The following is a 22,771-nucleotide window of genomic DNA, read 5'->3' as shown; positions in this document are numbered from 1 at the left end:
GAGTCGATCCGTGAGAAGAAGGCCGGGCAAGGCTAACCGAAAGCGCGCCGTTTATGGAGCGCGACAGACTTTGGCTGGCGCTGGGCGCAGGCTGAGCAACAGCGCGCCGACAGCCAAAACAATCAAAATCGCCCCGTAACCATCGGTGGTCGCCAGTAAACCGTAGCTGCGCGACAAGTGCCCGGCGAGCAATGCCGGCAGACAGAACGCCAGATAACTGAGCACGTAATAGGCCGCCATCAATCCTGCCCGCTCATGGGGCAAGGCCAGCGGCACCAGGCTACGCACGGCACCGAGAAATCCCGAGCCAAAGCCGCAACCGGCTACCAGCGTGCCGAGGAAAAACAGCGACAGACTGGCGCTGTGCACACCCAGCAGAATCAACACCAGACCGATCGGCAGCAGGCTCGCGCCCAACTGCAATGCTCGCGCGGCAGGACGATTGCGCAGCGTGAAAATCATCAATGCACCGGTCACCGTCAAGGCAGCCACGGTTGCGCCACCGATCAGATTGGAGTTCGAACCGGTGGCCGTGCGCACCAGTGAAGGTGCCAGCGATGCGTAAAAACCGCCGAGTGCCCACGTTGCCGTATTCAGCGGCAACACGCGCCACAACGTCGAACGCGCCTGCACCGGCACATGCAACGTCGGGCGCAACGATGCCCACGCCCCGGCTTGCGGGGTGACGCTTTCCGGTAAGCGCCAGACATAAATGCCCTGCAGTACAAACAGTCCGAGTAGCAGCCAATAGGTCAGTTGCAACGGCGCTGGCGCGAACTGCGCCAGCAAACCGCAACCCATGCCGCCCAAGGCCATGCCGAGCAACGGCGCGACACTGTTGATCAGCGGCCCCTGCTGACGATCGGCATCGAGCAATGTTGCGCTTAAAACAGCGGTTGCCATGCCGGTGGCAAAACCCTGCAGAACGCGCGCGCTGATCAGCCACGCCACGCTGTCGGCGTAGATAAACAGCAACATCGCCAAGGCGTTGAGCAGCACCGCGGCGAAGATCACCGGTTTGCGCCCCAAGTGGTCGGACAGCGAGCCGACGGTTAATAGAGCCGCCAACAGGCTGAGGGCGTAGACGCCGAAAATCAGGGTCAGGACGGCTGCCGAAAAGTGCAGTTGATCCTGATACAGGTGATACAACGGCGTCGGTGCTGTGGAGGCGGCGAGAAAACTCAGAAGAGTTATCGCCAGAAACCACAGGCTGGAACGGTTAGAAGCAAGGCTGGTCATGGGCACACTCCGCAAAAGCTAATTTTTTGCTTTTGCGGAGTGTGCTACTGCCTCGCGCTTAAAGCAAATTCTTTGTGTTAAGGTCTGCGCCATGGCTATTAAAGAAGGTTTACGCCCCGGCGGCCGCAGTGCCCGGGTGCAAGATGCAATTCATTCGGCAGTCCGAGCGCTCCTGCAAGAACAGGAGCGCTCGACCGTGACCGTCCCGCAAATCGCCGCACGCGCCGGGGTGACGCCGTCGACGATTTACCGGCGTTGGGGTGATCTGTCGGCGTTGCTGGCCGACGTCGCCCTCGCCCGCATGCGTCCGGACAGCGAACCGGCCCAGACCGGCAGCTTGCGCAGTGATATTCGGGCTTGGGCCGAGCAGTATCTCGATGAGATGAGTTCCGAGCCTGGACGCAACATGATGCGCGACGTGCAGGCCAGTGCTACGCCGGGCTATTGCGTGACGATCATTGGCGCGCAGTTGCAGACGATTGTTGAGCGACATCCCGATGAGGCGGCTCCGAGTGTTGATCGGTTGATCAATCTGGTGGTGGCGCCGGTGGTGTTCCGCATTCTGTTTTCGGCGGCGGCGCTGGAGGTGGATGAGCTGCATCGGCTGATTGATATTGCGTTGCGTCAGGACTGACGCCGATATTCATGTAGAAGCTGCGGCACGCTGCGATCTTTTGATCTTGATTTTGAAAAATCAAAAGATCGCAGCCTCGTTTCACTCGACAGCTCCTACAGGGTTCGATGCCTGGCAATGTCAACGCACAACGCCTCCATTCAAACCTGCGACACCCCACCACGCCACGACCTTGGTCGACACTGACTAACCGCCCCGCGCATGCGAGACTGTCCGCCCGGGCAGGAGTGCCGGGGAGTCTTTTGTCGGGAGTGTTGCATGTCGCTGTCCACCGGGCTGATCGCCGCCGTCGCCCTGGCCTATATGGCCATCATGTTCGCCATCGCCTTCTACGGCGACCGGCGCAGCGCGCCGTTGCCGCCGCGCGTGCGTGCCTGGGTTTACAGCCTGTCGCTGGCGGTTTATTGCACCAGTTGGACGTTCTTCGGCGCTGTCGGTCAAGCCGCCGAGCAATTGTGGTCATTCCTGCCGATTTACCTCGGGCCGATTTTGCTGCTGGTGGGCGCGCCGTGGGTCCTGCAAAAAATGGTGATGATCAGCAAACAGGAGAACATCACCTCCATCGCTGACTTTATCGCCGCGCGTTACGGCAAATCGCAATCGCTGGCGGTGGTCGTGGCGCTGATCTGCCTGGTCGGCGTCCTCCCCTACATTGCCCTGCAACTCAAAGGCATCGTTCTCGGCGTAAACCTGCTGATCGGCGCCGGGGCGGACGCCATGGGCACCCGCGCCCAGGACACCGCGCTGATCGTGTCGCTGGTGCTGGCGCTGTTCACCATCGTTTTCGGTACGCGCAACCTCGATGCCACCGAGCACCACCGGGGCATGGTGCTGGCGATTGCCTTTGAGTCGCTGGTCAAACTGTTCGCGTTTCTCGCCGTCGGCGCCTTCGTCACCTATGGCCTGTATGACGGTTTCGATGACCTGTTCAACCAGGCGATGCTCGCCCCACGCCTCGAGGAATACTGGAAAGAAACCATCAATTGGCCCTCGATGGTGGTGCAGACCGGCGTGGCAATGATGGCGATCATCTGCCTGCCCCGGCAGTTCCATGTGACGGTGGTGGAGAACATCGATCCGCAGGATCTGCGTCTGGCCAAATGGGTGTTTCCTGCCTATCTCGCGCTGGCCGCATTGTTTGTAGTCCCGATCGCGCTGGCCGGTCAGATGCTGCTGCCCAGCGACGTACTGCCCGACTCCTTCGTGATCAGCCTGCCACTGGCGCAGGCGCATCCGGCGCTGGCGATGCTGGCGTTTATCGGTGGCGCGTCGGCGGCCACGGGCATGGTGATTGTCGCCAGCGTGGCGCTATCGACCATGGTCTCCAACGACATGCTGTTACCGTGGTTGCTGCGCCGCAATAACGCCGAGCGCCCGTTCGAAGTGTTCCGTCAGTGGATGCTCTCGGTGCGGCGCGTGAGCATCGTGGTGATTCTGTTGCTGGCCTACGTCAGCTATCGCTTGCTCGGTTCAACGGCGAGCCTGGCGACCATCGGCCAGATCGCTTTTGCAGCCGTCACGCAACTGGCACCGGCCATGCTCGGCGCCTTGTACTGGAAACAGGCCAACCGTCGCGGCGTTTTCGCCGGTTTGGCTGCGGGCACTTTCCTCTGGTTCTACACGTTGATCCTGCCGATTGCCGCGCACAGTCTCGGTTGGTCACTGAGCAGTTTTCCGGGGCTGGCGTGGCTGCACAGCAATCCGCTGAATTTGCCGATTACCCCGCTGACCCAAGGTGTGGTGTTGTCGCTGGCCGGTAACTTCACCTTGTTTGCCTGGGTCTCGGTGCTATCCCGCACGCGCGTGTCGGAGCATTGGCAGGCCGGGCGTTTCATCGGTCAGGAGATCAGTGCACGGCCGAGTGCGCGCTCGATGCTGGCGGTACAAATCGACGACCTGCTGCAATTGGCCGCGCGTTTCGTCGGTGAGGAACGTGCGCGTCAGAGCTTTATTCGCTTCGCCTATCGACAGGGCAAAGGCTTCAACCCGAACCAGAATGCCGACGGCGAATGGATCGCCCATACCGAGCGCTTGCTGGCCGGTGTGCTTGGCGCTTCTTCGACGCGTGCTGTAGTAAAAGCCGCCATCGAAGGTCGGGAAATGCAGCTGGAAGACGTCGTCCGAATCGCCGACGAAGCCTCCGAGGTACTGCAGTTCAACCGCGCTCTGCTGCAAGGTGCGATCGAGAACATCACCCAAGGCATCAGTGTGGTCGATCAGTCGCTGAAACTGGTGGCCTGGAACCGGCGTTATCTGGAATTGTTCAATTACCCGGATGGCTTGATCAGCGTCGGTCGGCCGATTGCCGACATCATTCGCTACAACGCCGAGCGCGGCCTGTGCGGCCCCGGCGAAGCGGAAGTCCACGTTGCCCGCCGTTTGCACTGGATGCGTCAGGGCCGCGCGCATACATCTGAACGGCTGTTTCCCAACGGCCGGGTGATCGAGTTGATCGGCAACCCGATGCCGGGTGGCGGTTTCGTCATGAGTTTCACCGACATCACCGCGTTCCGCGAAGCCGAGCAGGCGTTGACCGAAGCCAACGAAGGGCTGGAGCAGCGAGTCAGCGAACGCACCCAAGAATTGTCGCAACTCAACGTCGCACTGACCGAAGCCAAGGGCACCGCCGAAGCCGCCAACCAGTCGAAAACCCGTTTTCTCGCGGCGGTCAGTCATGACTTGATGCAACCGTTGAACGCCGCCCGGCTGTTCTCCGCCGCCCTCTCCCACCAGGACGACGGCTTGAGCAGCGAGGCGCAGAAACTGGTGCAACATCTCGACAGTTCGTTGCGCTCGGCCGAGGATCTGATCAGCGATTTGTTGGATATTTCCCGACTGGAAAACGGCAAGATCAACCCGGATCGCAAGCCGTTCGCCGTCAATGAGCTGTTCGACACTCTCGGTGCCGAGTTCAAGGCGCTGGCGCAGGAACAAGGCCTGAGCTTCCGTGTGCGCGGCAGTCATTTGCGTATCGACAGCGACATCAAATTGCTGCGCAGGATTTTGCAGAACTTCCTCACCAATGCGTTCCGCTACGCCAAAGGCCCGGTGTTACTGGGCGTGCGTCGACGTGGCGGCGAATTGTGTCTGGAAGTGTGGGATCGCGGACCAGGGATTCCGGAAGACAAACAACAGGTGATTTTCGAGGAGTTCAAGCGCCTCGACAGCCATCAGACCCGCGCCGAAAAAGGCCTCGGGCTGGGTTTGGCAATTGCCGATGGCTTGTGCCGAGTGCTCGGCCACACTTTGCGTGTACGTTCGTGGCCAGGCCGCGGCAGCGTGTTCAGCGTCAGCGTGCCGCTGACTCGCTCACAAGCCGTGCCGGCCAGCGCCGCCGTGGAATTGAACGGCAAGCTGCTGAGCGGCGCGCAAGTGCTGTGCATCGACAACGAAGACAGCATTCTGATCGGCATGAACAGCTTATTGAGCCGCTGGGGCTGTCAGGTATGGACGGCGCGTAATCGTGAGGAATGCGCGGCGTTGTTGAACGACGGCGTGCGACCGCAAGTGGCGCTGGTCGACTATCACCTCGATCACGGGGATACCGGCACCGAGTTGATGGCGTGGTTGCGCACCACGTTGGGCGAGCCGGTGCCTGGAGTGGTGATCAGTGCTGACGGGCGACCGGAAATGGTTGCGCAGGTGCATGCGGCGGGGCTGGATTATCTGGCCAAACCGGTGAAACCGGCGGCGTTGCGGGCGTTGTTGAGTCGGTATTTGCCGCTATAGAAGCAAAAGATCGCAGCCTTCGACAGCTCCTACAGGATGTACGCCGTACCAATGTAGGAGCTGCCGGAGGCTGCGATCTTTTGATCTTTATTCAGGGAGCTCGACGAGACCATCGACGTCGGTCATCGCCCGCTCCAGCAAATCCGCCGGCAAGCTCTTGCTCGCCCGCGCGCCGAGCAATTTGAGTTGTTCACTGCGACTGACCAGATTGCCGCGCCCCTCTGTGAGCTTGTTGCGCGCTGAACTGTAGGCTTTATCCAGCTGTTGCAGTCGATTGCCGACCTCGTCGAGATCCTGAATGAACAGCACGAACTTGTCGTACAGCCACCCGGCGCGCTCGGCGATTTCCCGGGCATTCTGACTCTGGCGCTCCTGCTTCCACAGACTGTCGATCACTCGCAAGGTCGCCAACAATGTGGTCGGGCTGACGATGACGATGTTGCGGTCGAAGGCTTCCTGGAACAGTGATGGCTCAGCCTGCAACGCCGCCGAAAACGCCGCTTCGATCGGCACGAAGAGCAAGACGAAATCCAGGCTGTGCAACCCTTCCAGACGCTTGTAATCCTTGCCGGCCAGGCCTTTGACGTGATTGCGCAACGACAGCACGTGCTGCTTGATCGCGATCTGCCCGAGGCTGTCGTCGTCGGCAGCCACGTATTGCTGATACGCGGTGAGGCTCACCTTGGAGTCCACCACCACTTGCTTGTCGCCCGGAAGATAGATGATCACGTCAGGCTGGAAGCGCTCGCCGTCCGGGCCTTTGAGGTTGACCTGCGTCTGGTACTCGCGGCCCTTCTCCAGACCGGCGTGTTCGAGCACACGTTCAAGAATCAGCTCGCCCCAGTTGCCTTGGGTTTTCTGGCCTTTGAGGGCGCGGGTCAGGTTGGTCGCTTCGTCGCTCAAACGCAGGTTGAGCGCCTGCAACCGTTCAAGCTCCTTGGCCAGCGAGAAGCGCTCGCGAGCCTCGGCCTGATAGCTTTCTTCCACACGCTTTTCAAAGGATTGAATGCGTTCTTTCAGCGGATCGAGCAACTGACCGAGCCGTTGCTGACTGGTTTCGGCAAAGCGCTGCTCGCGCTCATCGAAGATCTTGCCAGCCAGTTCGGCAAACTGCGCTCGCAGCTCATCGCGCGAGCCTTGCAGGTCGCTGAGGCGTTGCTGGTGGCTTTCCTGTTGTTCGCGCAGCTCGGCGTTCAGCGAAGCGGCCTGTGCGTCCAGGCGGCGCAGTTCAGCTTCCTTGTTGGCGCGTTCGAGGTTCCAGGCATGTGAGGCATCGCGGGCGTCGTCACGCTCGATCTGCAGCAGTTCGACTTCCCGGCGCAAAGCGGCCAGATCAGCCTGCTTGGCGGCATTGGCCTGGCCGAGATCGGCGACTTCATCGCGACTGGCGTCGAGCTGCGCGTTGAGTCCGTCCTGTGCCAGTTGTGCCATGGCCAGGCGCTCTTCGAGCAAGGCGACCTCGGCTTGGCCATTGCTCGCCCGGCGCTGCAGTTGCCAGGCGAGTGCCAACAATGGCAGCCCTGCCCCTGCGAGACCGAGCAACACGCTGGTCAAGTCCATAGCCATAGCGACTCCTGCCGATTCGATAAAGCCTGAAGGTTAACCAAGGTGTCAGGTCTTGGACAGCTCAGTCTTCGAGCAGACCGAGTTCCTGCTGCGCGCGTCGGTCGCCAGCGCGGGCGGCCTGACGCAGCAGATCCTGACCGATACGCCGGTCACGGGCGTTCCCACACTCGCGGCACATCAATTGTCCGAGGCGGCTTTGCGCGGCGACCACACCTTCACGCGCCGGTTGCTTGAGCAGTCGGCCAGCAAGGTGTTTGGCATTGTGGCTGGCGCTCAGGCGCGGGCTGTCGAGCAGCCATTCGGCAACGCGAACGGTAAAGCGCTTGGGTGGAGTAACACGAGGAGGTTCTGAGGTAACAGAGTCTGATACTGAGCGAAACTTCATAAAGCACTGTGGGACGAATCGGAAGGCGCGCCACTCTACTCTCTTTTTCTTACAGGTAAAGTCGAAAAACAACCCGGCACGCCCGTCCTAGAGCAAGCGCTCGGGACAATCCACAGAAGCTGTGGATAACTCAGTGGACAACCGCCCTCCAACCCTCGCAAAGCCTTATGGAATGGGGCTCGCAGTCAAACTGACGATTTTTTCACCAACAAAAAAAAGCGATGTTTTTCATTGACTTAAACTTTCGATGCAGGCAGCCATTGGAGTCAGGATTGGTATGACAGCGCTGTTACAGCTTGCGCAACTAATGTGCACAAGTACCTGTTACCTGGTTATATCGATGCGCTTTTTCGGGTCGGTTTATGGTCAGGCTTGGGGATAAGCCGGTCTATCGCGCGGTTTGATGAAGATATCTTCACCGACCGACGGTCGAAAAATGCGCCAATTGCGGGCAATTGAGCAAACACGCAAAACAGGCTCGATCTCTGGCTGCACTCTTTTCTACACGAGGTTTGCTTTACCCGTTTCGATCCGTTACTATCCGCGGCGTTAGTACCAAGCTGAAAGTCAATTCCGGTCGAACACATCCCCACGGTCAGCCTTCTACCAAGAAGCCCTACCGAAAAAAGCGGGAACGACCCCTCGATGGTTTCCAGGTAAATCTTGCGACGACACCGCCTTCGAATGATGCGAAGGGTGTTGCGAAGACCACTTACTCTGACCGAACCAACCTGCAAATTGATCAGGATCTTCACCCTGGGCCCAGAACCTTTGCCCTTGATGTGTTGCCTGCCCTCCTAAGTACCTACCTGCCAGCCCAAGCGCGCCAACTTATATTGCGCTTCAAACTGGCTGCTTTGTTCCAGTCGGGTTCTTCGTTCGACCAATGGTGGTTGACGTTACTGGAACGTTTTAACGTTGCACGGTTCTTATCCGTGTCATTTGTAGGAACACCTAATAACTATGTCTACTCAAATCCACACTCAGGATGCCATTCGCACCCTAACCAACGCTTTTGCACCAATGAACTGCCTGATCATGGCCGCTCGCAAAGGCTGCTTCAGCTTCACACTGGTCAACGAACACGGTATCGCCCGCCACAGCGAGCGTCTGTACCCCGATCAGTACTCCAGCGCCGAACCGCTGCAGGCCGTGATCGACCGTACACGTCAGGCATTGATTGCCTGAGAGCCGAAAAGGCTGCAAAAGCAAAAGCCCCGCACACAATGCGGGGCTTTTTATTGCCCGATGTTTCACTTTTTACCCTTTGCGCTTAAGCACCATCCGATATAACGGTTATAACTCGAAGCCGGAAATATTTTAAAAACAGGCCTTTACGTCGCGAATATGACACTACACTTCAACTCAAGCGGCGTGATCCGCTTGCGGCGAGCCTGAACCGATCCACTGCTGCCAAGCCCCCCTTCAGGACTCGCCATCAATAACAAGAACCGAGGGTTTTATGGGTATCGCTGCCAGCGAACTGTGCCGCTACGTGATCCGCCCTACGCTGATCTATCTGGGACGTCACAGCGCGACTGCCGAATCTCTGCTGCTGGGCATTGCCGCCAGCCAGTCAGCCTTGGGTTCCGCCCTGCACGACCGCCGTGGCCACGGCCTCTACCGGATTGCCGAGCATCGCCATCAGGCCCTTTGGGATGATTATCTGGCACTCGATCCGGAACGTGCCAGCCTGGTTCGCGGCCTCGCCAGTCAGCATGCCTTCCTGACCGGCCCGCACCTGGAATTGACGGTAAATCTGCGTTACGCCACGGCCATTGCCTGGCTGCTGGTTGAAGAACAAAACCCCACCCTTCCCGATTCCAACGATTTGCTGGGAATGGCGCGTATCTGGCGTCAGACCTTTCAACCCCAAGGTCGTCTGCGCGACTTCACTTTTGCCTGGCACACCTGTGTTTCAACGGTGAATCAGGTCGCTTGCTGACCGACCGGTTTCAGAAGATCGCCCAACAGGTCGCGATTCTGGTCGGATTGTCCTACAAAACCGCTCTAACTCAAGGCATACGGACTATAGCGCTGGGACGAAAATGTTGGTAATTTTCGCCCCGGTGATCATCAGGAGTTCTAATAATGAAAAAAGTCATGCTCAAAACCACCCTTAGCCTCGCCGTTACCCTCGCCTCCACCCAAATTTTCGCGGCCGGCTTTGCCCTCAACGAACAAAGCATCAGCGGGATGGGGACTGGTTTTGCCGGGCGATCTTCTTCTGCCGACGACGCAAGCACTGTTTATGGCAACCCTGCCGGCATGTCGCGCATCAAGCGCGAACAAGTGACCGGTGGCGTAGCCGTTGTCGATGCTCACACCGATATCAGCAATGCCAGTTCCAGCCCCAACGGCGGCAGCAACAAAGGCGACATGGTGCCCTTCACCGCTGTACCTATGGGCTTCTACGTCAAACCGATTGATGATCACTGGGCATTCGGCCTTGGCGTTTATGTGCCATTCGGCCTGATCACTGATTATGAAAACGGCTTTGCCGGCCGTTACTTTGGCAGCAAGTCCGAAGTACAAGTCATCACTTTCCAACCGACCGTCAGCTACGCTTTCAACGACAAAGTGTCGATCGGTTTCGGCCCAACCATCAACCGCATTGACGGCGCGCTGGAATCCAACCTGTCGATCTCTCCGGCGTTCCCGGACGGCAAGGTCAAGATCAAGGGTGACGACACCGCACTGGGCTACAACGTCGGCCTGCTGGTACAAGCCACCGACACCACTCGTGTCGGTCTGACCTACCACTCGAAAGTCGACTACAAGCTCGAAGGCAACACCAAGGTCAACTACGGTGTGCTGGGTGCAATCGGCCTGGGCGCCAACCAGAAGTACGACGCTTCGCTGAAGATCACCACGCCTGAATCGGTCGACCTCTCGGTTACCCAGGCGATCAACGACCGCTGGAACGTGTATGCCGGTACCACCTGGACCCGTTGGAGCCAGCTGGAAAAAATCACCGTGAAAAACTCTGGCGTTCAGCCGCTGCTGGCCGGCCAGTTCGGTTCGATCAACGAAGACCAGAACTGGCACGACTCTTGGGCTTACGCCGTGGGTACTTCGTATCAGTTGAACAAGGAATGGGTACTGCGTACCGGCCTGACGTTCGACCAGTCGCCGACCAATAACGAAGACCGTTCGCCACGCATTCCGACTGGCGACCGCACCATCTTCAGTATCGGTGCCGGCTGGAGCCCGACCGACGACCTGACCATCGACGTCGCTTACTCGTACCTGAAGGAAGAGTCGGTCAAGATCCGCAACGAAAACAACCGTGGCCAGACCTACGATGCCAAGTATGAAAACTCGGCAAATGGTTTCGGTGTCGGCGCGACCTACCGCTTCTGATGCTTTGTGGCGAGGCTGATCCCTCGCCCACAAAAAAGCCCCGCTCTCTTTGCAGAGGCGGGGCTTTTTAGTGCCTGAAATTTGTGCGACCTGCAGGCGCTGTCGAGTGCAACGAGGCTGCGATCTTTTGATCTGTTTTTTTAAAATCAAAAGATCGCAGCGTGCCGCAGCTCCTGCAGATCATGGCTTCAAGGGTTTCGAGGCGATCGCCTTTTCGATCGCGGCAATAAACTCCGGATCATCCGGTTTGGTCAGGCTGGAGAAATTGGCGATGACCTTGCCTTGGCGATCGACCACATATTTGTAGAAATTCCACTTCGGTGCGCTGCTTTGTGCAGCCAGCACCTGGAACAGATGCGTAGCGTCATCGCCACGGACCTTCTGTGGTTCGGTCATGGCGAAGGTCACGCCGTAATTGGCGTAACAGACCTTGGCGGTCTCGGCGCTGTCCTTGGACTCCTGTTTGAAGTCATTGGAAGGCACGCCGAGCATTTGCAGCCCTTGACCTTCGTAGCGTTTATACAGCGCCTCAAGGCCTTCGAACTGCGGCGCGAAACCACAGAAACTCGCGGTATTGACCACCACCAACGGCTTGTCGGCGTACTGCTTGCACAGATCAATGGATTCCTTGGCTCGCAGCTTGGGCAGCGAGCCTTGCAGCAATTCCGGACAGTCGGCGGCCTGAGCCAGGCCAGTCAACGCCATCAGCAACGCGGGAACAGCACACCAGCGCTTCAGCATGTCGAGCATCCTTGAGCAGTTGTCAGACTTCGACGTTACTCGCCACGCCACGTTCTAGCAAATGCTCATACCCAACTGCATCAGCGCCAGACCGCCCTGATGCCAGCCCCACCACACCAGCGCCAGCAGAGCGACGCCGAGTGCAGCGATGACCAATCGTGGCCAGAATCGACTCATGCGCCACTCGCCGCGGCTTGCAGGCGTGCGACCGGACGCTCGCGTACCGGCCAGTTCAGCGCGGCCGCCAGCAGACTCAAAAGAACAGCCACTTGCCAGATCAAGTCATAACTCCCGGTTCGGTCATACACCACCCCGCCCAGCCAGCCACCCAGGAACGAACCCAACTGGTGGAACAGGAACACGATGCCGCCGAGCATGGACAGATTTCGCACCCCGAACAAGGTCGCCACCGTACCGTTGGTCAACGGCACCGTCGACAGCCACAAGAAGCCCATGGCCATGCCGAACAGGTACGCCGACGCAGTCGTCACCGGTAGCCACAGGAACAACACGATCACCACCGCGCGCAACAGGTATAGGGCTGTGAGCAAGCGCGGCTTGGACATGCGCCCGCCGAGCCAACCGGCGGTGTAGGTGCCGAAGATATTGAACAAGCCGATCAACGCCAGCACCGTAGTACCAACGCTGGCTGGCAGATGCTGATCGACCAGATACGCCGGCAGATGCACGCCAATGAACACCACCTGAAAACCGCAGACGAAAAAACCGAACGCCAGCAGCCAGAAACCGGAATGCGAGCAAGCTTCGCGCAAGGCTTCGGAGAGGGTTTGCTCATGACCCAGCACCGGCAGCGGTTTGTCCTTGAGCATGCTCACCAACGGCACGATCATCGCCACCAGCAGCCCCAAGACCAACAGTGCCGCCGACCAGCCGAGCCAGCCGATCAACCCGAGGGTGCCCGGCAACATGGCGAACTGGCCGAACGAACCGGCGGCGCTGGCAATGCCCATGCCCATGCTGCGTTTCTCCGGCGGCACGGCGCGGCCGACGACGCCGAGAATCACCGAGAACGAAGTGCCGGACAGACCGATACCGATCAGCAAACCGGCGCTCAGTGACAGCGTCACCGCTGAGTCCGACAGGCCCATGCACACCAGACCCAGTGCATACAGCACGCCACCGATCAGCACTACTTTTGCCGCACCGAAACGGTCGGCCAGCGCACCGGTAAACGGCTGCGCCAGACCCCAGATCAGATTCTGCAAAGCGATGGCGAAGGCGAACACCTCACGCCCCCAGCCGAACTGCGCACTCATCGGTGACAGGAACAGACCGAAACCGTGCCGTACGCCCAACGACAACGCCAGGATCAGCGCACTCCCCAGCAACACCCAACCGCACGTACGCCACATCGATGTCATTGTTATTCTCCGCTTGCGGGTATATACCCGCTTGAGTTTGGAAAAAACCGGCCTTAGGCCAGTTCATCCAGCAATCTGAGCAAGGTTTCGCGCTTCTCGGCACCCAGTCGGTCGATCAACCGCTGCTGCGCCGCCTCCCAGGCTGGCAGTGCTGCTGCCAGGCGTTGCACGCCGGTTTCAGTGAGCTTGACGATGCGGTTACGCATGTCCTCGCCCTCGGCCAATGCCACCAGCCCCTCACCTTCCAGCACCCGTAAATTGCGCCCGAGGGTGCTGCGGTCCAGGCCCATGGCTTCGGCCAGCTCGGAAATACTCGGTTGATCCAGACGCTGCAGGTTGCACAGCAAAGAATACTGGGCAACGTTGATCCCGAAGCCGTCGAGAGCGCCGTCGTAATGCCTGCTGACGCCACGAGCGGCGCGACGCAGGTTGGTGCACAAACACTGAGAAGGAAGCATGATGCGTGTATATACCCGCGACTATGTTAAATCAAGTTACAGATGAGTTTACCCATAACATTTCTGGTGTCTGACACACCGCTTTCGCGAGCAGGCTCGCTCCCACATTTGCAATGCGCTCCCCTGTGGGAGCGAACCTGCTCGCGAAGAGGCCGGCACAGACAATCCAAAACTGTCAGACCAAAACCCATCCAGCCAGCACCATCATCTCCAGCAATTCCAGCAACGCCCCCGCCGTATCACCGGTCGTCCCGCCCAACCGCCGCATCATCACCTGCCGCAACCAGACAAACACACCGACAGCGATCGGCAACGCGACAACCGCGCTAAAACCGGCGATCAGCAAGCAGCCCAGCGCACTTGCGCCCAACACCCACCATCCAGCTTTGCGCGGCAAATGATCCGCCAACGCCTGCCCCAACCCACCCGCACGCACATACGGTGTAGTCAGAAACAACCCGAGCAACGCCGCCCGCCCGAGCAACGGCACGATGATCAACGCAAGGCCTTGCTGTTGCTCGACCAACGCCAACAGCGCCGCAAACTTGAGCAGCAACACCAACACCAGCGTCACCACCGCAATCGGCCCGCTACGTGGATCCTTCATGATCGTCAGCGTGCGCTCGCGATCACCAAAACCACCGAGCCAGGCATCGGCGCTGTCAGCCAGACCATCAAGGTGCAGTGCACCGCTGAGCAAGACCCAAACCGTCAACAGCAATGCCGCATGCAGCAACAACGGCGCGCCGCTCAAGGCGAGATTCAGCGCCCACAGGATCACGCCGAACAGCAATCCCACCAGCGGATAAAACAGCAACGACCGCCCAAGTTGCTCCTGCTCGGGCATCCCCGGCAAACGAATCGGCAGGCTGCTGAGAAATTGCAGGGCTATCCACAGCGGCAACATGTCAGTGACCTTCCTTGAGCGAACCATCGGGCTCAACCGTCAGCGCAAACAACGCGCCGTGAGCGACTTCGACATTGAGCAGTTGTTCGCGCGGCAACCCCCGCGCTTGCGCCAGCAACAGGCGCATTACCCCGCCGTGACTGATCAGCAGAACCCGCTCACCCGCGTAGGCGCTGTGCAGGCGCGCAACAGCCGCCAGCACCCGCGCCGCGAACTCGCTGACCGGCTCACCCTGCGGTGGAGTGAAGGAATACGGATCGGCCCAGAACAACCCCAGCGCTTCAGCATCGGTCTCCATCAACGCTGCCGCGCTCTGCCCTTCCCACGCACCGAAATGCAGTTCCTGCAGATCCTTGTCCAGATGCACTGACAGGTTCAGTTGCTCACCCAGCTCTGCGGCAAACCGCGCGCAACGTTGTAACGGCGAACTGACGATCCGATCCCACGGCCCGCCCTCGACCACGGCTGCACGCATTTGCGTCCAACCCTTTTCGGTCAGCGCATCGTCGAGGCTGCCGCGCAAACCACCGCCGAGCTCAGTTTCACCATGGCGCAGCAGATCCAGATGTAATGTCATGCCGGACGATCCGCCACTGCTGCTTCGGCGAATGTCGCCATCTGCCCGTGCAGATCACAGGCCAGACGCAACAATGGCACCGCCAGCGCCGCGCCACTGCCCTCGCCCAGACGCAGGCCGAGTTCCAGCAACGGCTCAGCGTTCAGGGTTTCCAGCACATGACGATGGCCCGGCTCGGCACCGCGATGACCGAACAACAACCACTCGCGGCAGGCTGGATTCAAGCGCACCGCGACCAGCGCCGCGACCGTGCAGATAAAGCCGTCGACCAGCACCGCAACGCCTTCTTGAGCCGCTGCCAGATACGCACCGACCAACGCGGCGATTTCAAAACCACCCAGATTGAACAGGGTCTGCAACGCATCGCCACGCTGCGCTGCATGCAACGCCAGCGCCCGCTCGATCACTTGCGCCTTGTGACTGACACCTTCGGCATTCAGCCCGGTGCCGGGGCCGGTCAGATGCGCCACCGGGCAATCGAGCAAGGCACAAGCCAAGGCACTTGCCGCTGTGGTGTTGCCAATGCCCATTTCACCACCGATGAACAACTGCGCACCCGCCGCTTTCGCCCGCAGCAGACTGTCGCGACCGGCCTGCAATGCCCGTTCGCCCTGGGCGTGAGTCATCGCCGCGCCCAGCACGAAGTTCGCCGTACCCGCGCCGATGTTCAAGTGGCGCACACCCGGCAGGTTCAGCGAGGGATTCACCGTGCCCAGATCGACCACTTCCAGCTGCGCGCCAAGCTGACGTGCCAGCACGCTGATCGCCGCGCCGCCACTGACGAAGTTGAGCAGCATCTGCCCGGTGACTTCCTGCGGGAATGCCGAAACCCCTTCTGCGACCACGCCATGATCACCGGCAAAAATCGCGATCCAGACCTGCGCCAGCGTCGGTTTGACCTGACCTTGCAGGCCGGCCAGTTGCACTGCCACCGATTCGAGACGACCGAGGGAGCCGGCGGGTTTGGTCAGTTGCTGCTGCCGCGCCGCCGCTTGTTCAACGACGTTGAGGTCGACCGGTTTGCACGGATTCAGCCACCAGGTTTGAGTCATAACGCAGGTCCTTTCAGAGTCAGGGGCAGGCCGGCGACGGTCAGGACAACACGCTGACAGCGCTCGGCCAGAGCTTGATGCAGCCAACCGGCTTCATCGACGTAGCGGCGAGTCAATTCGCCCAGCGGCACGACACCCATTCCGGTCTCGTTGCTGACAAAAATGATTTCACCCGGCAGCGAGACCAGGCATTCGAGCAGGGCTTCGCGCTCAGCGGCGAGACGTTCGGCGTCATCGAGCATCAGCAGATTGGTCAGCCACAGGGTCAGGCAATCGACCAGCAGGCAACGTTCGGCGCTGGCGCTTTCGCGCAGGACGCGGGCCAGTTCCAAGGGTTCTTCGATGAGTGCCCATTCAGCGGGACGGCGCGCGCGATGGTGGGCGACGCGGTCGCTCATTTCACCGTCCAGCGGTTGACTGGTGGCGATGTAGGTCACGGCAAGATTGCTTTCGCTGGCGAGTTTTTCCGCCAGGCGGCTTTTGCCGGAGCGGGCGCCGCCGAGGATCAGTTGGAGCATGGGTTTATCCAGGAAAATATCTAGTGAGGCGGCCGTCGCTTTCGCGAGCAGGCTCGCTCCCACAGGGTTATGAGTTGTACTCAAAATGTATGGCTAACCGCATTCATTGTGGGAGCGAGCCTGCTCGCAAAGAGGCCCGCACAGTCACCTCAAATCCCGCAGAGCTGTCGCAACAGATCAGTATCCAGATGCTGCTCCACCAGATCCGCCAAGCGCTCGATATCGCGTTCGCGCAAGCCGTGATAATCCACCTCCTGCACATCGCTCAACCCGGCCCAGCGCAGCAACGCTGCACTCGCCGTCGGCGATTCGAACAAGCCATGCAAGTAGGTGCCGAACACTTGCCCGTCAGGACTCTGCGCACCGTCGCAACGGCCGTCATCCAGATGCACCGCTGCGCTTTCCAGTGCCGGTCCCGTGGTCACGCCCGCATGAATTTCATAGCCACTGACCTCAGCATCTTCCAGCGCCAACCGCCCACGCACATTGCGCAACTGCTTCTCGGCTTCAAGCGTAGTGTCGAACGCCAGCAAGCCCAAACCGGCACTCGTGCCCGGCGCACCTTCGAGGCCGAGCGGATCATGCACCTGCTCGCCGAGCATCTGCAGACCGCCACAGATCCCCAGCAGTTTGCCGCCATAACGCAAGTGCCGAGAGATCGCCGTATCCCAGCCATTGGCGCGCAAATAGGCCAGATCGCTACGCACACTCTTCGACCCCGGCAGGATGATCAGGTCGGCAGCCGGAATCGCCTGCCCCGACCCGACAAATTGCAGATCGACCTGAGGATGCAAGCGCAGCGGATCGAAGTCGGTGTGATTGCTGATGCGTGGCAGCACCGGCACCACCACTTTCAGCACTTGTTCGGCCTTGTCGGTCTGGCGCTGATCAATGCCGTCCTCGGCTTCCAGATGCAGATCCATCACGTAGGGCAACACGCCCACCACCGGTTTGCCGGTGCGCTGTTCGAGCCAGTCGAGGCCCGGTTGCAGCAAGGCGATGTCGCCGCGAAAACGATTGATGATGAAGCCTTTGACCCGCGCCTGTTCGCTCGGCGACAGCAGCTCCAGTGTGCCGACCAGATGCGCGAAAACCCCGCCACGGTTGATGTCCGCGATGAGCAAAACCGGGCAATCCACCGCTTCGGCAAAACCCATGTTGGCGATGTCGCCAGCGCGCAGATTGATCTCGGCGGGCGAGCCTGCGCCCTCGACCATCACCATCGGATACGCCGCACTGAGACGGTCATGCGAGGCCAGCACGGCCTGCATCGCGATGGCTTTGTAATCGTGATAGGCAACGGCGTTCATCGACGTAACCGCGCGGCCATGAATGATCACTTGCGCGCCGGTGTCGCTGTTGGGCTTCAGCAGCACCGGGTTCATGTCGGTGTGCGGCTCAAGGTTCGCCGCTTGCGCCTGTACCGCTTGCGCACGGCCGATCTCCCCGCCATCGGCAGTCACCGCGCTGTTGAGCGCCATGTTCTGCGGCTTGAACGGTACGACCGCCACGCCCTGCCGGGTCGCCCAACGGCACAGCGCCGTCACCAGCGTACTTTTACCGGCATCGGAAGTGGTGCCCTGCACCATCAGCGTGGTCATGAGTTGTCCTTGGTGAAGGCGATTAAAGCGTGTTCGAGACGCGCCTCTTCAGCCGCATCGGCGGGCAAGCCAAAACGCAGACTGCTGTTGTGGGTAAAGATGCGCAGAAGAATGCCGCGCCGGGCCATGAATTCGTATAGAGCTGGCGCTTGATCGGTGATCAGCCACTGAAACAATGCGCAGCCGCCCTGCGGTTTGAAGCCGTAGCGTTCAAGCAACGCCGCCAGCCGTTCGCTTGCTTCATCACTGCGAATCCGTTGTCGCGTATGCCCTTCGGTGTCTTGCAGGCAAGCCTGCCCCAGCACCCGCGTCGGCCCGCTGACGACCCACGGCCCGACCTGTTCCGCGAGCAGTCGGAGCAACTTGCGTTCCGCCAGCACAAAGCCCAGACGCACGCCGGCCAGGCCGAAAAACTTGCCGAACGAGCGCAGCACGATCAGCCCGACTTGATGGGCATGGGCGGCCAGGCTCAGTTGTGGCGTGTTGTCCATGAACGCTTCATCGACCACCAGCCAGCCACCGCGCTGCGCGAGCCGCGCGTGCCAGTCGAGCAAGCGCGCCGGGGTCAGACTCAGGCCGGTCGGGTTGTTCGGATTGACCACCACCAGCACATCGAGGCTGTCGAGAAAGAACTCGACTTCCTGCTCGAGCACTTCACGCACGATGTAACCGCTGCGGCGCCACGCTTCGGCATGTTCGGCATAACACGGTGATAACACGCCGACCTTGCCGGCCCGGCGCAAACGCGGCAGCAACTGGATGGCCATCTGCGAACCGGCCACCGGCAGCACTTGCGCGGTGCCGTAGTAATCGCACGCGGCTTGCTCCAGACCGTCATCGGTTTCCGGCAAGCGCGCCCAAGCACGCAGCGGGATCGCCGGGATCGGAAACGGCCACGGCGCCAGACCGCTGGAGAGGTCGAGCCAGTCGGCCTCGGCGATGCCGTAATCGTGAGCAGCCTTGCGCAGCCGGCCACCGTGCTCAAGCATAGAATTCAGCCCCCACGCAGAGAATCAGCAGCCATAACCATACGCCGCGCTGGACCAATTGCCAGCCACGGTCGATGGAATCGGCATCGGCCGGTTGTCCTTCGCCGAGTTGCGGGCGCTCATGCAGTTCACCGTGATAGATCGCCGGGCCGCCCAATTCCACGCCCAGCGCACCGGCACCGGCCGCCATCACCGGACCGGCGTTGGGGCTGTCCCACTGCGGCGCCTGGGTGCGCCAGCACTTCAGCGCGAGTCGGGTTTTGCCGAGCAGCGCGTAGGTCAATGCCACCAGACGCGCAGGAATGTAGTTCAGCACGTCGTCGATTTTCGCCGCCGCCCAACCGAAGCGCTCGAAGCGTTCGTTGCGATACCCCCACATCGCATCGAGCGTGTTGCTCAAGCGATAGAGGACCACGCCCGGCGCACCGGCGACGACAAACCAGAACAACGCGGCAAACACCGCATCACTGCCGTTTTCCAGCACTGACTCAGTGGCGGCGCGAGCGACAGCGGTGCTGTCGAGCTCATCGGTCTGACGGCTGACCAGATAGCCAACGCGTTTGCGCGCCTCGTCCAGATCATCCGCACGTAATGCAGCAGCCACCGGCGCGACATGCTCGCCGAGGCTGCGCATGCCGAGGGCGCAATACAGCGCGAGAATCTCGACGACCCAGCCCACGTAAGGCGCCCAGGAAAACGCAGTGGCGAGCAAGGTCAGCGGCAGCACGGCGATCACCCACGCAGTGACGCCATGGCTGCGCCAGCCACGACCACCGGCGTTGAATCGTTGCTCGATGCGCCCGGCGAAATTACCGAACGCCACCAGCGGATGCCAGTGTTTCGGTTCACCGAGCAGCGCATCCAGCGCAACCGCAGCGACACTCAGCAACGCCACACTCATTGACTCACTCCCCAATAATTTTCATACAGCAACTCATTGAGCGGCCGCGCCTGCGCCCACCCTTCGAGTACCAGCATCGGCGCCGGATAGAATTCCTTGACCGGGCCCAGACACAAAACGGCCAGCGGCTTGGCGCCTTCGGGCAATTTCAACAAATCCGCCAGTGCCTGCGGCTCGAACAGCGAAACCCAGCCCATGCCCAAGCCTTCGGCGCGCGCGGCCAGCCACAGATTCTGGATCGCGCAGGACAGCGAAGCCATGTCCATTTCCGGCAGCGTGCGGCGACCGAAGATGTGTTTTTCGCGATCGTCCATCAATGCGGCAACCAACACCTCGGCGCAGTCATGGATGCCTTCGACTTTGAGTTTCATGAACTCGTCACTGCGCTCGCCGAGGGCTTCAGCGGTGCGGATGCGTTCCTCTTCCACAAGATTCTGGATCTCGCCGCGCAGGGTACGGTCGCTGATGCGGATGAAGCGCCAGGGCTGCATCAGGCCGACGCTTGGGGCCTGGTGGGCGGCTTCCAGTAGTCGGCGCAGCAGTTCTGGTTCAACGGTGCCGCCGGTGAAGTGACGCATGTCGCGGCGTTCGGCAATGGCTTTGTAGACCGCTTGGCGTTCGGCTTCGGTAAATGAGTTGTCGGTCATGGCCCCATCGCTGGCAAGCCAGCTCCCACAGGGGATTGCATTTCTTCAGGAAGCTCACCGTCCACTGTGGGAGCTGGCTTGCCAGCGATGGCGGCCTGGAGGCCAGGCGCAAACAATGCTGCGACAGCCGCAGGATTCGACGGGAAATAGAAGTGCACATAAGAAGCCGTCATCCGCCCATCGCGATAAACCGCCTCCGCCCCACGCCCACCGTTCGGGCTCAAGCCACGGGCAATCGGCGTCAACTCAGTCGTCGTCAGGGAGTGGTGATAAGTGTGGCCACGCAACGAACCTTCCGGCAGATCCACCGCTTGCAATGCCAACGCCGCCAGACGCTTTTGCATTACTGCATCGCCCTTAAGCAGGCCGACCAGTTCGGCGCGAGTGCCTTCAACATCCGTCAAAGAGTCGAGCAGATACAACATGCCGCCACATTCAGCGAGCAACGGTTTGCCCGTCGCGTGATGCGCACGAATCGCCTCCAGCATCGCGGTGTTTTGCGACAACGCAACGTGGTGCAATTCCGGATAACCACCGGGCAGATACAGACTGTCAGCGTCAGGCAATTGCGTATCGCGGATCGGCGAGAAGAAACTCAGCTCGGCGCCCATCGCCCGCAACAGATCGAGACTCGCGCCATAGGTGAAGGCAAACGCTTCATCGCGGGCGACGGCAATTCGCACGTTTTTCAGCAACGGTTCGACGGCGATCACATCAGGCGCGGCGAATTCCACGGCCGGTGGCAGCGCTACCTCGCAACTGCTGGCCAATGCATCGGCGGCGGCGTCGAGACGCACATCCAGATCATTCAGTTCGCTGGCCTGAACCAGGCCGAGATGACGACTTGGCAACTCAATGCCCGTCTCACGGGACAATGCGCCATACCAGCGCAGGCCTTCGGTGAGGCTGCCTTCGAGCAATTGCGCATGGCGCAAGGTGCCGACACGATTGGCCAGCACGCCGGCAAACGGCAGATCCGGCTGATACTTCGCCAAGCCCAGCGCCAGCGCACCAAAGGTTTGCGCCATGGCCGTGCCGTCGATCACGCCGAGCACCGGCACACCAAAATGCCGCGCCAGATCGGCGCTGGAAGGCGTGCCATCAAACAGGCCCATCACACCTTCGATCAGAATCAGATCCGCCTCGGCAGCGGCTTCCCACAACAGGCGACGACTTTCCTGCTCGCCGACCATCCACATGTCCAGTTGATACACCGGCGCACCGCTGGCGCGCTCGAGAATCATCGGATCAAGAAAGTCCGGGCCGCATTTGAACACGCGCACTTTGCGCCCCTGATTGCGATGCAAACGGGCCAGTGCGGCGGTGACGGTGGTCTTGCCCTGACCGGAGGCCGGCGCGGCGATGAGCACCGCCGGGCAGTGACGTGGTTGATTCAAAGTTCGACGCCTTTCTGCGCTTTGATGCCAGCCTGGAAGGCGTGTTTGAGCATGCCCATTTCAGTCACGGTGTCGCCCATTTCGATCATTTCCGGCTTGGCCGCGCGACCGGTGACGATCACATGCTGCATCGGCGGACGCGCCTGCAAATCGCTGAGCACCTGATCGAGATCGAGGTAACCATGTTTGAGAGCGATGTTGAGTTCGTCGAGCACCACCAGACCGATCGACGGATCGCGCAGCAGTTCGCGGGACACAGCCCACGCGGCTTCGGCAGCGGCGATGTCGCGCTGACGATCCTGGGTTTCCCAGGTGAAGCCCTCGCCCATCACATGAAAGCGCACTTGCTCAGGGAAGCGGCGGAAAAACAATTCTTCGCCGGTGCTGTTGCGCCCCTTGATGAACTGCACGACGCCGCACTGCATGCCGTGGCCCATGGCGCGCGCAAGCATGCCGAAGGCCGAGCTGCTTTTGCCTTTGCCGTTACCGGTCAACACCAGTACCAGGCCGCACTCGTCAGGCGAGTTGGCGATGCGTTCGTCGATCACGGCTTTTTTGCGCTGCATACGGGCCAGATGGCGTTCGTCGCGCTCGGGGGAATCAGTCATGGGGGAGCTCTCCGTTGAGGCTGGATAACGGCGGGCAGGCACAAGAATAGACGGCAAAAAGCCTGGCATCGCCCACC

22 protein-coding genes are annotated in these 22,771 nt (G+C 60.5%); 5 read left to right on the top strand and 17 right to left on the bottom strand.

Annotated features, from left to right (window positions below):
- Window positions 1-51: 51 nt before the first annotated feature.
- Window positions 52-1,239 (bottom strand): MFS transporter, encoded by a 1,188-nt coding sequence (locus M5G26_RS28180; RefSeq protein ID WP_273917064.1) that lies wholly within the window; start codon window positions 1,237-1,239, stop codon window positions 52-54.
- Between the two features lie 91 nt (window positions 1,240-1,330).
- On the opposite strand from M5G26_RS28180, the gene M5G26_RS28175 reads away from it, so the two are divergent.
- Window positions 1,331-1,873, top strand: a complete 543-nt coding sequence (locus tag M5G26_RS28175) for a TetR/AcrR family transcriptional regulator (RefSeq protein ID WP_134175128.1) — start codon at window positions 1,331-1,333, stop codon at window positions 1,871-1,873.
- 258 nt (window positions 1,874-2,131) lie between these two features.
- Window positions 2,132-5,602 carry a hybrid sensor histidine kinase/response regulator gene (locus tag M5G26_RS28170; RefSeq protein WP_273917063.1) on the top strand — a complete coding sequence of 1,157 codons (3,471 nt, stop codon included), beginning with the start codon at window positions 2,132-2,134 and terminating at the stop codon, window positions 5,600-5,602.
- Window positions 5,603-5,689: 87 nt separating this feature from the next.
- Here the strand turns inward: M5G26_RS28170 and rmuC are convergent, their stop codons facing one another.
- Entirely contained in the window at window positions 5,690-7,054 is a 1,365-nt protein-coding gene (gene rmuC / locus M5G26_RS28165) for a DNA recombination protein RmuC (RefSeq protein WP_176470067.1), read from the bottom strand.
- A gap of 175 nt (window positions 7,055-7,229) precedes the next feature.
- Window positions 7,230-7,553, bottom strand: a complete 324-nt coding sequence (locus tag M5G26_RS28160; protein WP_095119969.1) for a hypothetical protein — start codon at window positions 7,551-7,553, stop codon at window positions 7,230-7,232.
- A 963-nt stretch (window positions 7,554-8,516) separates the two neighbouring features.
- Here M5G26_RS28160 and M5G26_RS28155 point away from each other — a divergent pair.
- The 3 genes from M5G26_RS28155 (at window position 8,517) to M5G26_RS28145 (ending at window position 10,916) form a co-directional block, all read left to right on the top strand.
- Window positions 8,517-8,741 carry a hypothetical protein gene (locus M5G26_RS28155; RefSeq protein ID WP_034156218.1) on the top strand — a complete coding sequence of 75 codons (225 nt, stop codon included), beginning with the start codon at window positions 8,517-8,519 and terminating at the stop codon, window positions 8,739-8,741.
- Window positions 8,742-9,015: 274 nt separating this feature from the next.
- Window positions 9,016-9,498 (top strand): hypothetical protein, encoded by a 483-nt coding sequence (locus M5G26_RS28150; protein WP_122597308.1) that lies wholly within the window; start codon window positions 9,016-9,018, stop codon window positions 9,496-9,498.
- A gap of 146 nt (window positions 9,499-9,644) precedes the next feature.
- Complete coding sequence (locus M5G26_RS28145) at window positions 9,645-10,916, top strand: OmpP1/FadL family transporter (protein WP_038364009.1); 1,272 nt, start codon at window positions 9,645-9,647, stop codon at window positions 10,914-10,916.
- 180 nt (window positions 10,917-11,096) lie between these two features.
- Here the strand turns inward: M5G26_RS28145 and M5G26_RS28140 are convergent, their stop codons facing one another.
- From M5G26_RS28140 to cobO, 14 genes are all read right to left on the bottom strand, one after another.
- Window positions 11,097-11,657: a glutathione peroxidase gene (locus tag M5G26_RS28140; RefSeq protein ID WP_273917062.1), complete on the bottom strand. Its 561-nt coding sequence runs from the start codon at window positions 11,655-11,657 to the stop codon at window positions 11,097-11,099.
- Between the two features lie 54 nt (window positions 11,658-11,711).
- Window positions 11,712-11,834 carry a hypothetical protein gene (locus M5G26_RS28135; protein ID WP_273917061.1) on the bottom strand — a complete coding sequence of 41 codons (123 nt, stop codon included), beginning with the start codon at window positions 11,832-11,834 and terminating at the stop codon, window positions 11,712-11,714.
- Window positions 11,831-13,039: an MFS transporter gene (locus tag M5G26_RS28130; protein ID WP_273917060.1), complete on the bottom strand. Its 1,209-nt coding sequence runs from the start codon at window positions 13,037-13,039 to the stop codon at window positions 11,831-11,833. Before M5G26_RS28130 ends, M5G26_RS28135 begins: the two co-directional genes overlap by 4 nt.
- A 53-nt stretch (window positions 13,040-13,092) precedes the next feature.
- On the bottom strand, window positions 13,093-13,497 hold the full coding sequence (locus M5G26_RS28125; RefSeq protein ID WP_007919794.1) for a MarR family winged helix-turn-helix transcriptional regulator: 405 nt from the start codon (window positions 13,495-13,497) through the stop codon (window positions 13,093-13,095).
- Window positions 13,498-13,672: 175 nt separating this feature from the next.
- Complete coding sequence (locus tag M5G26_RS28120; RefSeq protein WP_273917059.1) at window positions 13,673-14,404, bottom strand: adenosylcobinamide-GDP ribazoletransferase; 732 nt, start codon at window positions 14,402-14,404, stop codon at window positions 13,673-13,675.
- Window position 14,405: 1 nt separating this feature from the next.
- A complete protein-coding gene (gene cobC, locus M5G26_RS28115; protein ID WP_273917058.1) occupies window positions 14,406-14,981 on the bottom strand; it encodes an alpha-ribazole phosphatase family protein in 576 nt (191 codons plus the stop codon).
- Complete coding sequence (gene cobT, locus M5G26_RS28110) at window positions 14,978-16,033, bottom strand: nicotinate-nucleotide--dimethylbenzimidazole phosphoribosyltransferase (protein ID WP_273917057.1); 1,056 nt, start codon at window positions 16,031-16,033, stop codon at window positions 14,978-14,980. The genes cobC and cobT overlap by 4 nt, the downstream gene beginning before the upstream one ends.
- Window positions 16,030-16,551, bottom strand: coding sequence for a bifunctional adenosylcobinamide kinase/adenosylcobinamide-phosphate guanylyltransferase (gene cobU / locus M5G26_RS28105; RefSeq protein ID WP_273917056.1), 522 nt, complete (start codon window positions 16,549-16,551; stop codon window positions 16,030-16,032). Before cobU ends, cobT begins: the two co-directional genes overlap by 4 nt.
- A gap of 149 nt (window positions 16,552-16,700) precedes the next feature.
- A complete protein-coding gene (locus tag M5G26_RS28100) occupies window positions 16,701-18,152 on the bottom strand; it encodes a cobyric acid synthase (RefSeq protein ID WP_273917055.1) in 1,452 nt (483 codons plus the stop codon).
- On the bottom strand, window positions 18,149-19,141 hold the full coding sequence (gene cobD / locus M5G26_RS28095; protein WP_273917054.1) for a threonine-phosphate decarboxylase CobD: 993 nt from the start codon (window positions 19,139-19,141) through the stop codon (window positions 18,149-18,151). The genes M5G26_RS28100 and cobD overlap by 4 nt, the downstream gene beginning before the upstream one ends.
- Window positions 19,134-20,042 (bottom strand): adenosylcobinamide-phosphate synthase CbiB, encoded by a 909-nt coding sequence (gene cbiB, locus M5G26_RS28090; protein ID WP_273917053.1) that lies wholly within the window; start codon window positions 20,040-20,042, stop codon window positions 19,134-19,136. The genes cobD and cbiB overlap by 8 nt, the downstream gene beginning before the upstream one ends.
- A complete protein-coding gene (bluB, locus tag M5G26_RS28085) occupies window positions 20,039-20,689 on the bottom strand; it encodes a 5,6-dimethylbenzimidazole synthase (protein ID WP_134175153.1) in 651 nt (216 codons plus the stop codon). Before bluB ends, cbiB begins: the two co-directional genes overlap by 4 nt.
- On the bottom strand, window positions 20,686-22,086 hold the full coding sequence (locus M5G26_RS28080) for a cobyrinate a,c-diamide synthase (protein WP_273917052.1): 1,401 nt from the start codon (window positions 22,084-22,086) through the stop codon (window positions 20,686-20,688). Before M5G26_RS28080 ends, bluB begins: the two co-directional genes overlap by 4 nt.
- Complete coding sequence (gene cobO / locus M5G26_RS28075; protein ID WP_003223053.1) at window positions 22,083-22,694, bottom strand: cob(I)yrinic acid a,c-diamide adenosyltransferase; 612 nt, start codon at window positions 22,692-22,694, stop codon at window positions 22,083-22,085. The genes M5G26_RS28080 and cobO overlap by 4 nt, the downstream gene beginning before the upstream one ends.
- Between the last annotated feature and the right edge of the window lie 77 nt (window positions 22,695-22,771).

Source organism: Pseudomonas sp. TNT2022 ID642, from assembly GCF_028656995.1.
Classification (GTDB): domain Bacteria; phylum Pseudomonadota; class Gammaproteobacteria; order Pseudomonadales; family Pseudomonadaceae; genus Aquipseudomonas.
The sequence above is the reverse complement of the archived record's forward strand: the minus strand, read 5'-3'. Positions and strand labels throughout refer to the sequence as shown.

Coding starts and splice junctions, on each gene's coding strand:
- M5G26_RS28145 (WP_038364009.1), top strand. CDS start 9,645: ATGAAAAAAGTCATGCTCAAAACCACCCTTAGCCTCGCCGTTACCCTC.
- cobC (WP_273917058.1), bottom strand. CDS start 14,981: ATGACATTACATCTGGATCTGCTGCGCCATGGTGAAACTGAGCTCGGC.
- cobU (WP_273917056.1), bottom strand. CDS start 16,551: ATGCTCCAACTGATCCTCGGCGGCGCCCGCTCCGGCAAAAGCCGCCTG.
- M5G26_RS28120 (WP_273917059.1), bottom strand. CDS start 14,404: ATGTTGCCGCTGTGGATAGCCCTGCAATTTCTCAGCAGCCTGCCGATT.
- M5G26_RS28125 (WP_007919794.1), bottom strand. CDS start 13,497: ATGCTTCCTTCTCAGTGTTTGTGCACCAACCTGCGTCGCGCCGCTCGT.
- M5G26_RS28140 (WP_273917062.1), bottom strand. CDS start 11,657: ATGCTGAAGCGCTGGTGTGCTGTTCCCGCGTTGCTGATGGCGTTGACT.
- M5G26_RS28135 (WP_273917061.1), bottom strand. CDS start 11,834: ATGAGTCGATTCTGGCCACGATTGGTCATCGCTGCACTCGGCGTCGCT.
- M5G26_RS28175 (WP_134175128.1), top strand. CDS start 1,331: ATGGCTATTAAAGAAGGTTTACGCCCCGGCGGCCGCAGTGCCCGGGTG.
- cobT (WP_273917057.1), bottom strand. CDS start 16,033: ATGACTCAAACCTGGTGGCTGAATCCGTGCAAACCGGTCGACCTCAAC.
- bluB (WP_134175153.1), bottom strand. CDS start 20,689: ATGACCGACAACTCATTTACCGAAGCCGAACGCCAAGCGGTCTACAAA.
- M5G26_RS28100 (WP_273917055.1), bottom strand. CDS start 18,152: ATGACCACGCTGATGGTGCAGGGCACCACTTCCGATGCCGGTAAAAGT.
- cobD (WP_273917054.1), bottom strand. CDS start 19,141: ATGCTTGAGCACGGTGGCCGGCTGCGCAAGGCTGCTCACGATTACGGC.
- cobO (WP_003223053.1), bottom strand. CDS start 22,694: ATGACTGATTCCCCCGAGCGCGACGAACGCCATCTGGCCCGTATGCAG.
- M5G26_RS28180 (WP_273917064.1), bottom strand. CDS start 1,239: ATGACCAGCCTTGCTTCTAACCGTTCCAGCCTGTGGTTTCTGGCGATA.
- M5G26_RS28160 (WP_095119969.1), bottom strand. CDS start 7,553: ATGAAGTTTCGCTCAGTATCAGACTCTGTTACCTCAGAACCTCCTCGT.
- M5G26_RS28130 (WP_273917060.1), bottom strand. CDS start 13,039: ATGACATCGATGTGGCGTACGTGCGGTTGGGTGTTGCTGGGGAGTGCG.
- M5G26_RS28155 (WP_034156218.1), top strand. CDS start 8,517: ATGTCTACTCAAATCCACACTCAGGATGCCATTCGCACCCTAACCAAC.
- M5G26_RS28150 (WP_122597308.1), top strand. CDS start 9,016: ATGGGTATCGCTGCCAGCGAACTGTGCCGCTACGTGATCCGCCCTACG.
- M5G26_RS28170 (WP_273917063.1), top strand. CDS start 2,132: ATGTCGCTGTCCACCGGGCTGATCGCCGCCGTCGCCCTGGCCTATATG.
- cbiB (WP_273917053.1), bottom strand. CDS start 20,042: ATGAGTGTGGCGTTGCTGAGTGTCGCTGCGGTTGCGCTGGATGCGCTG.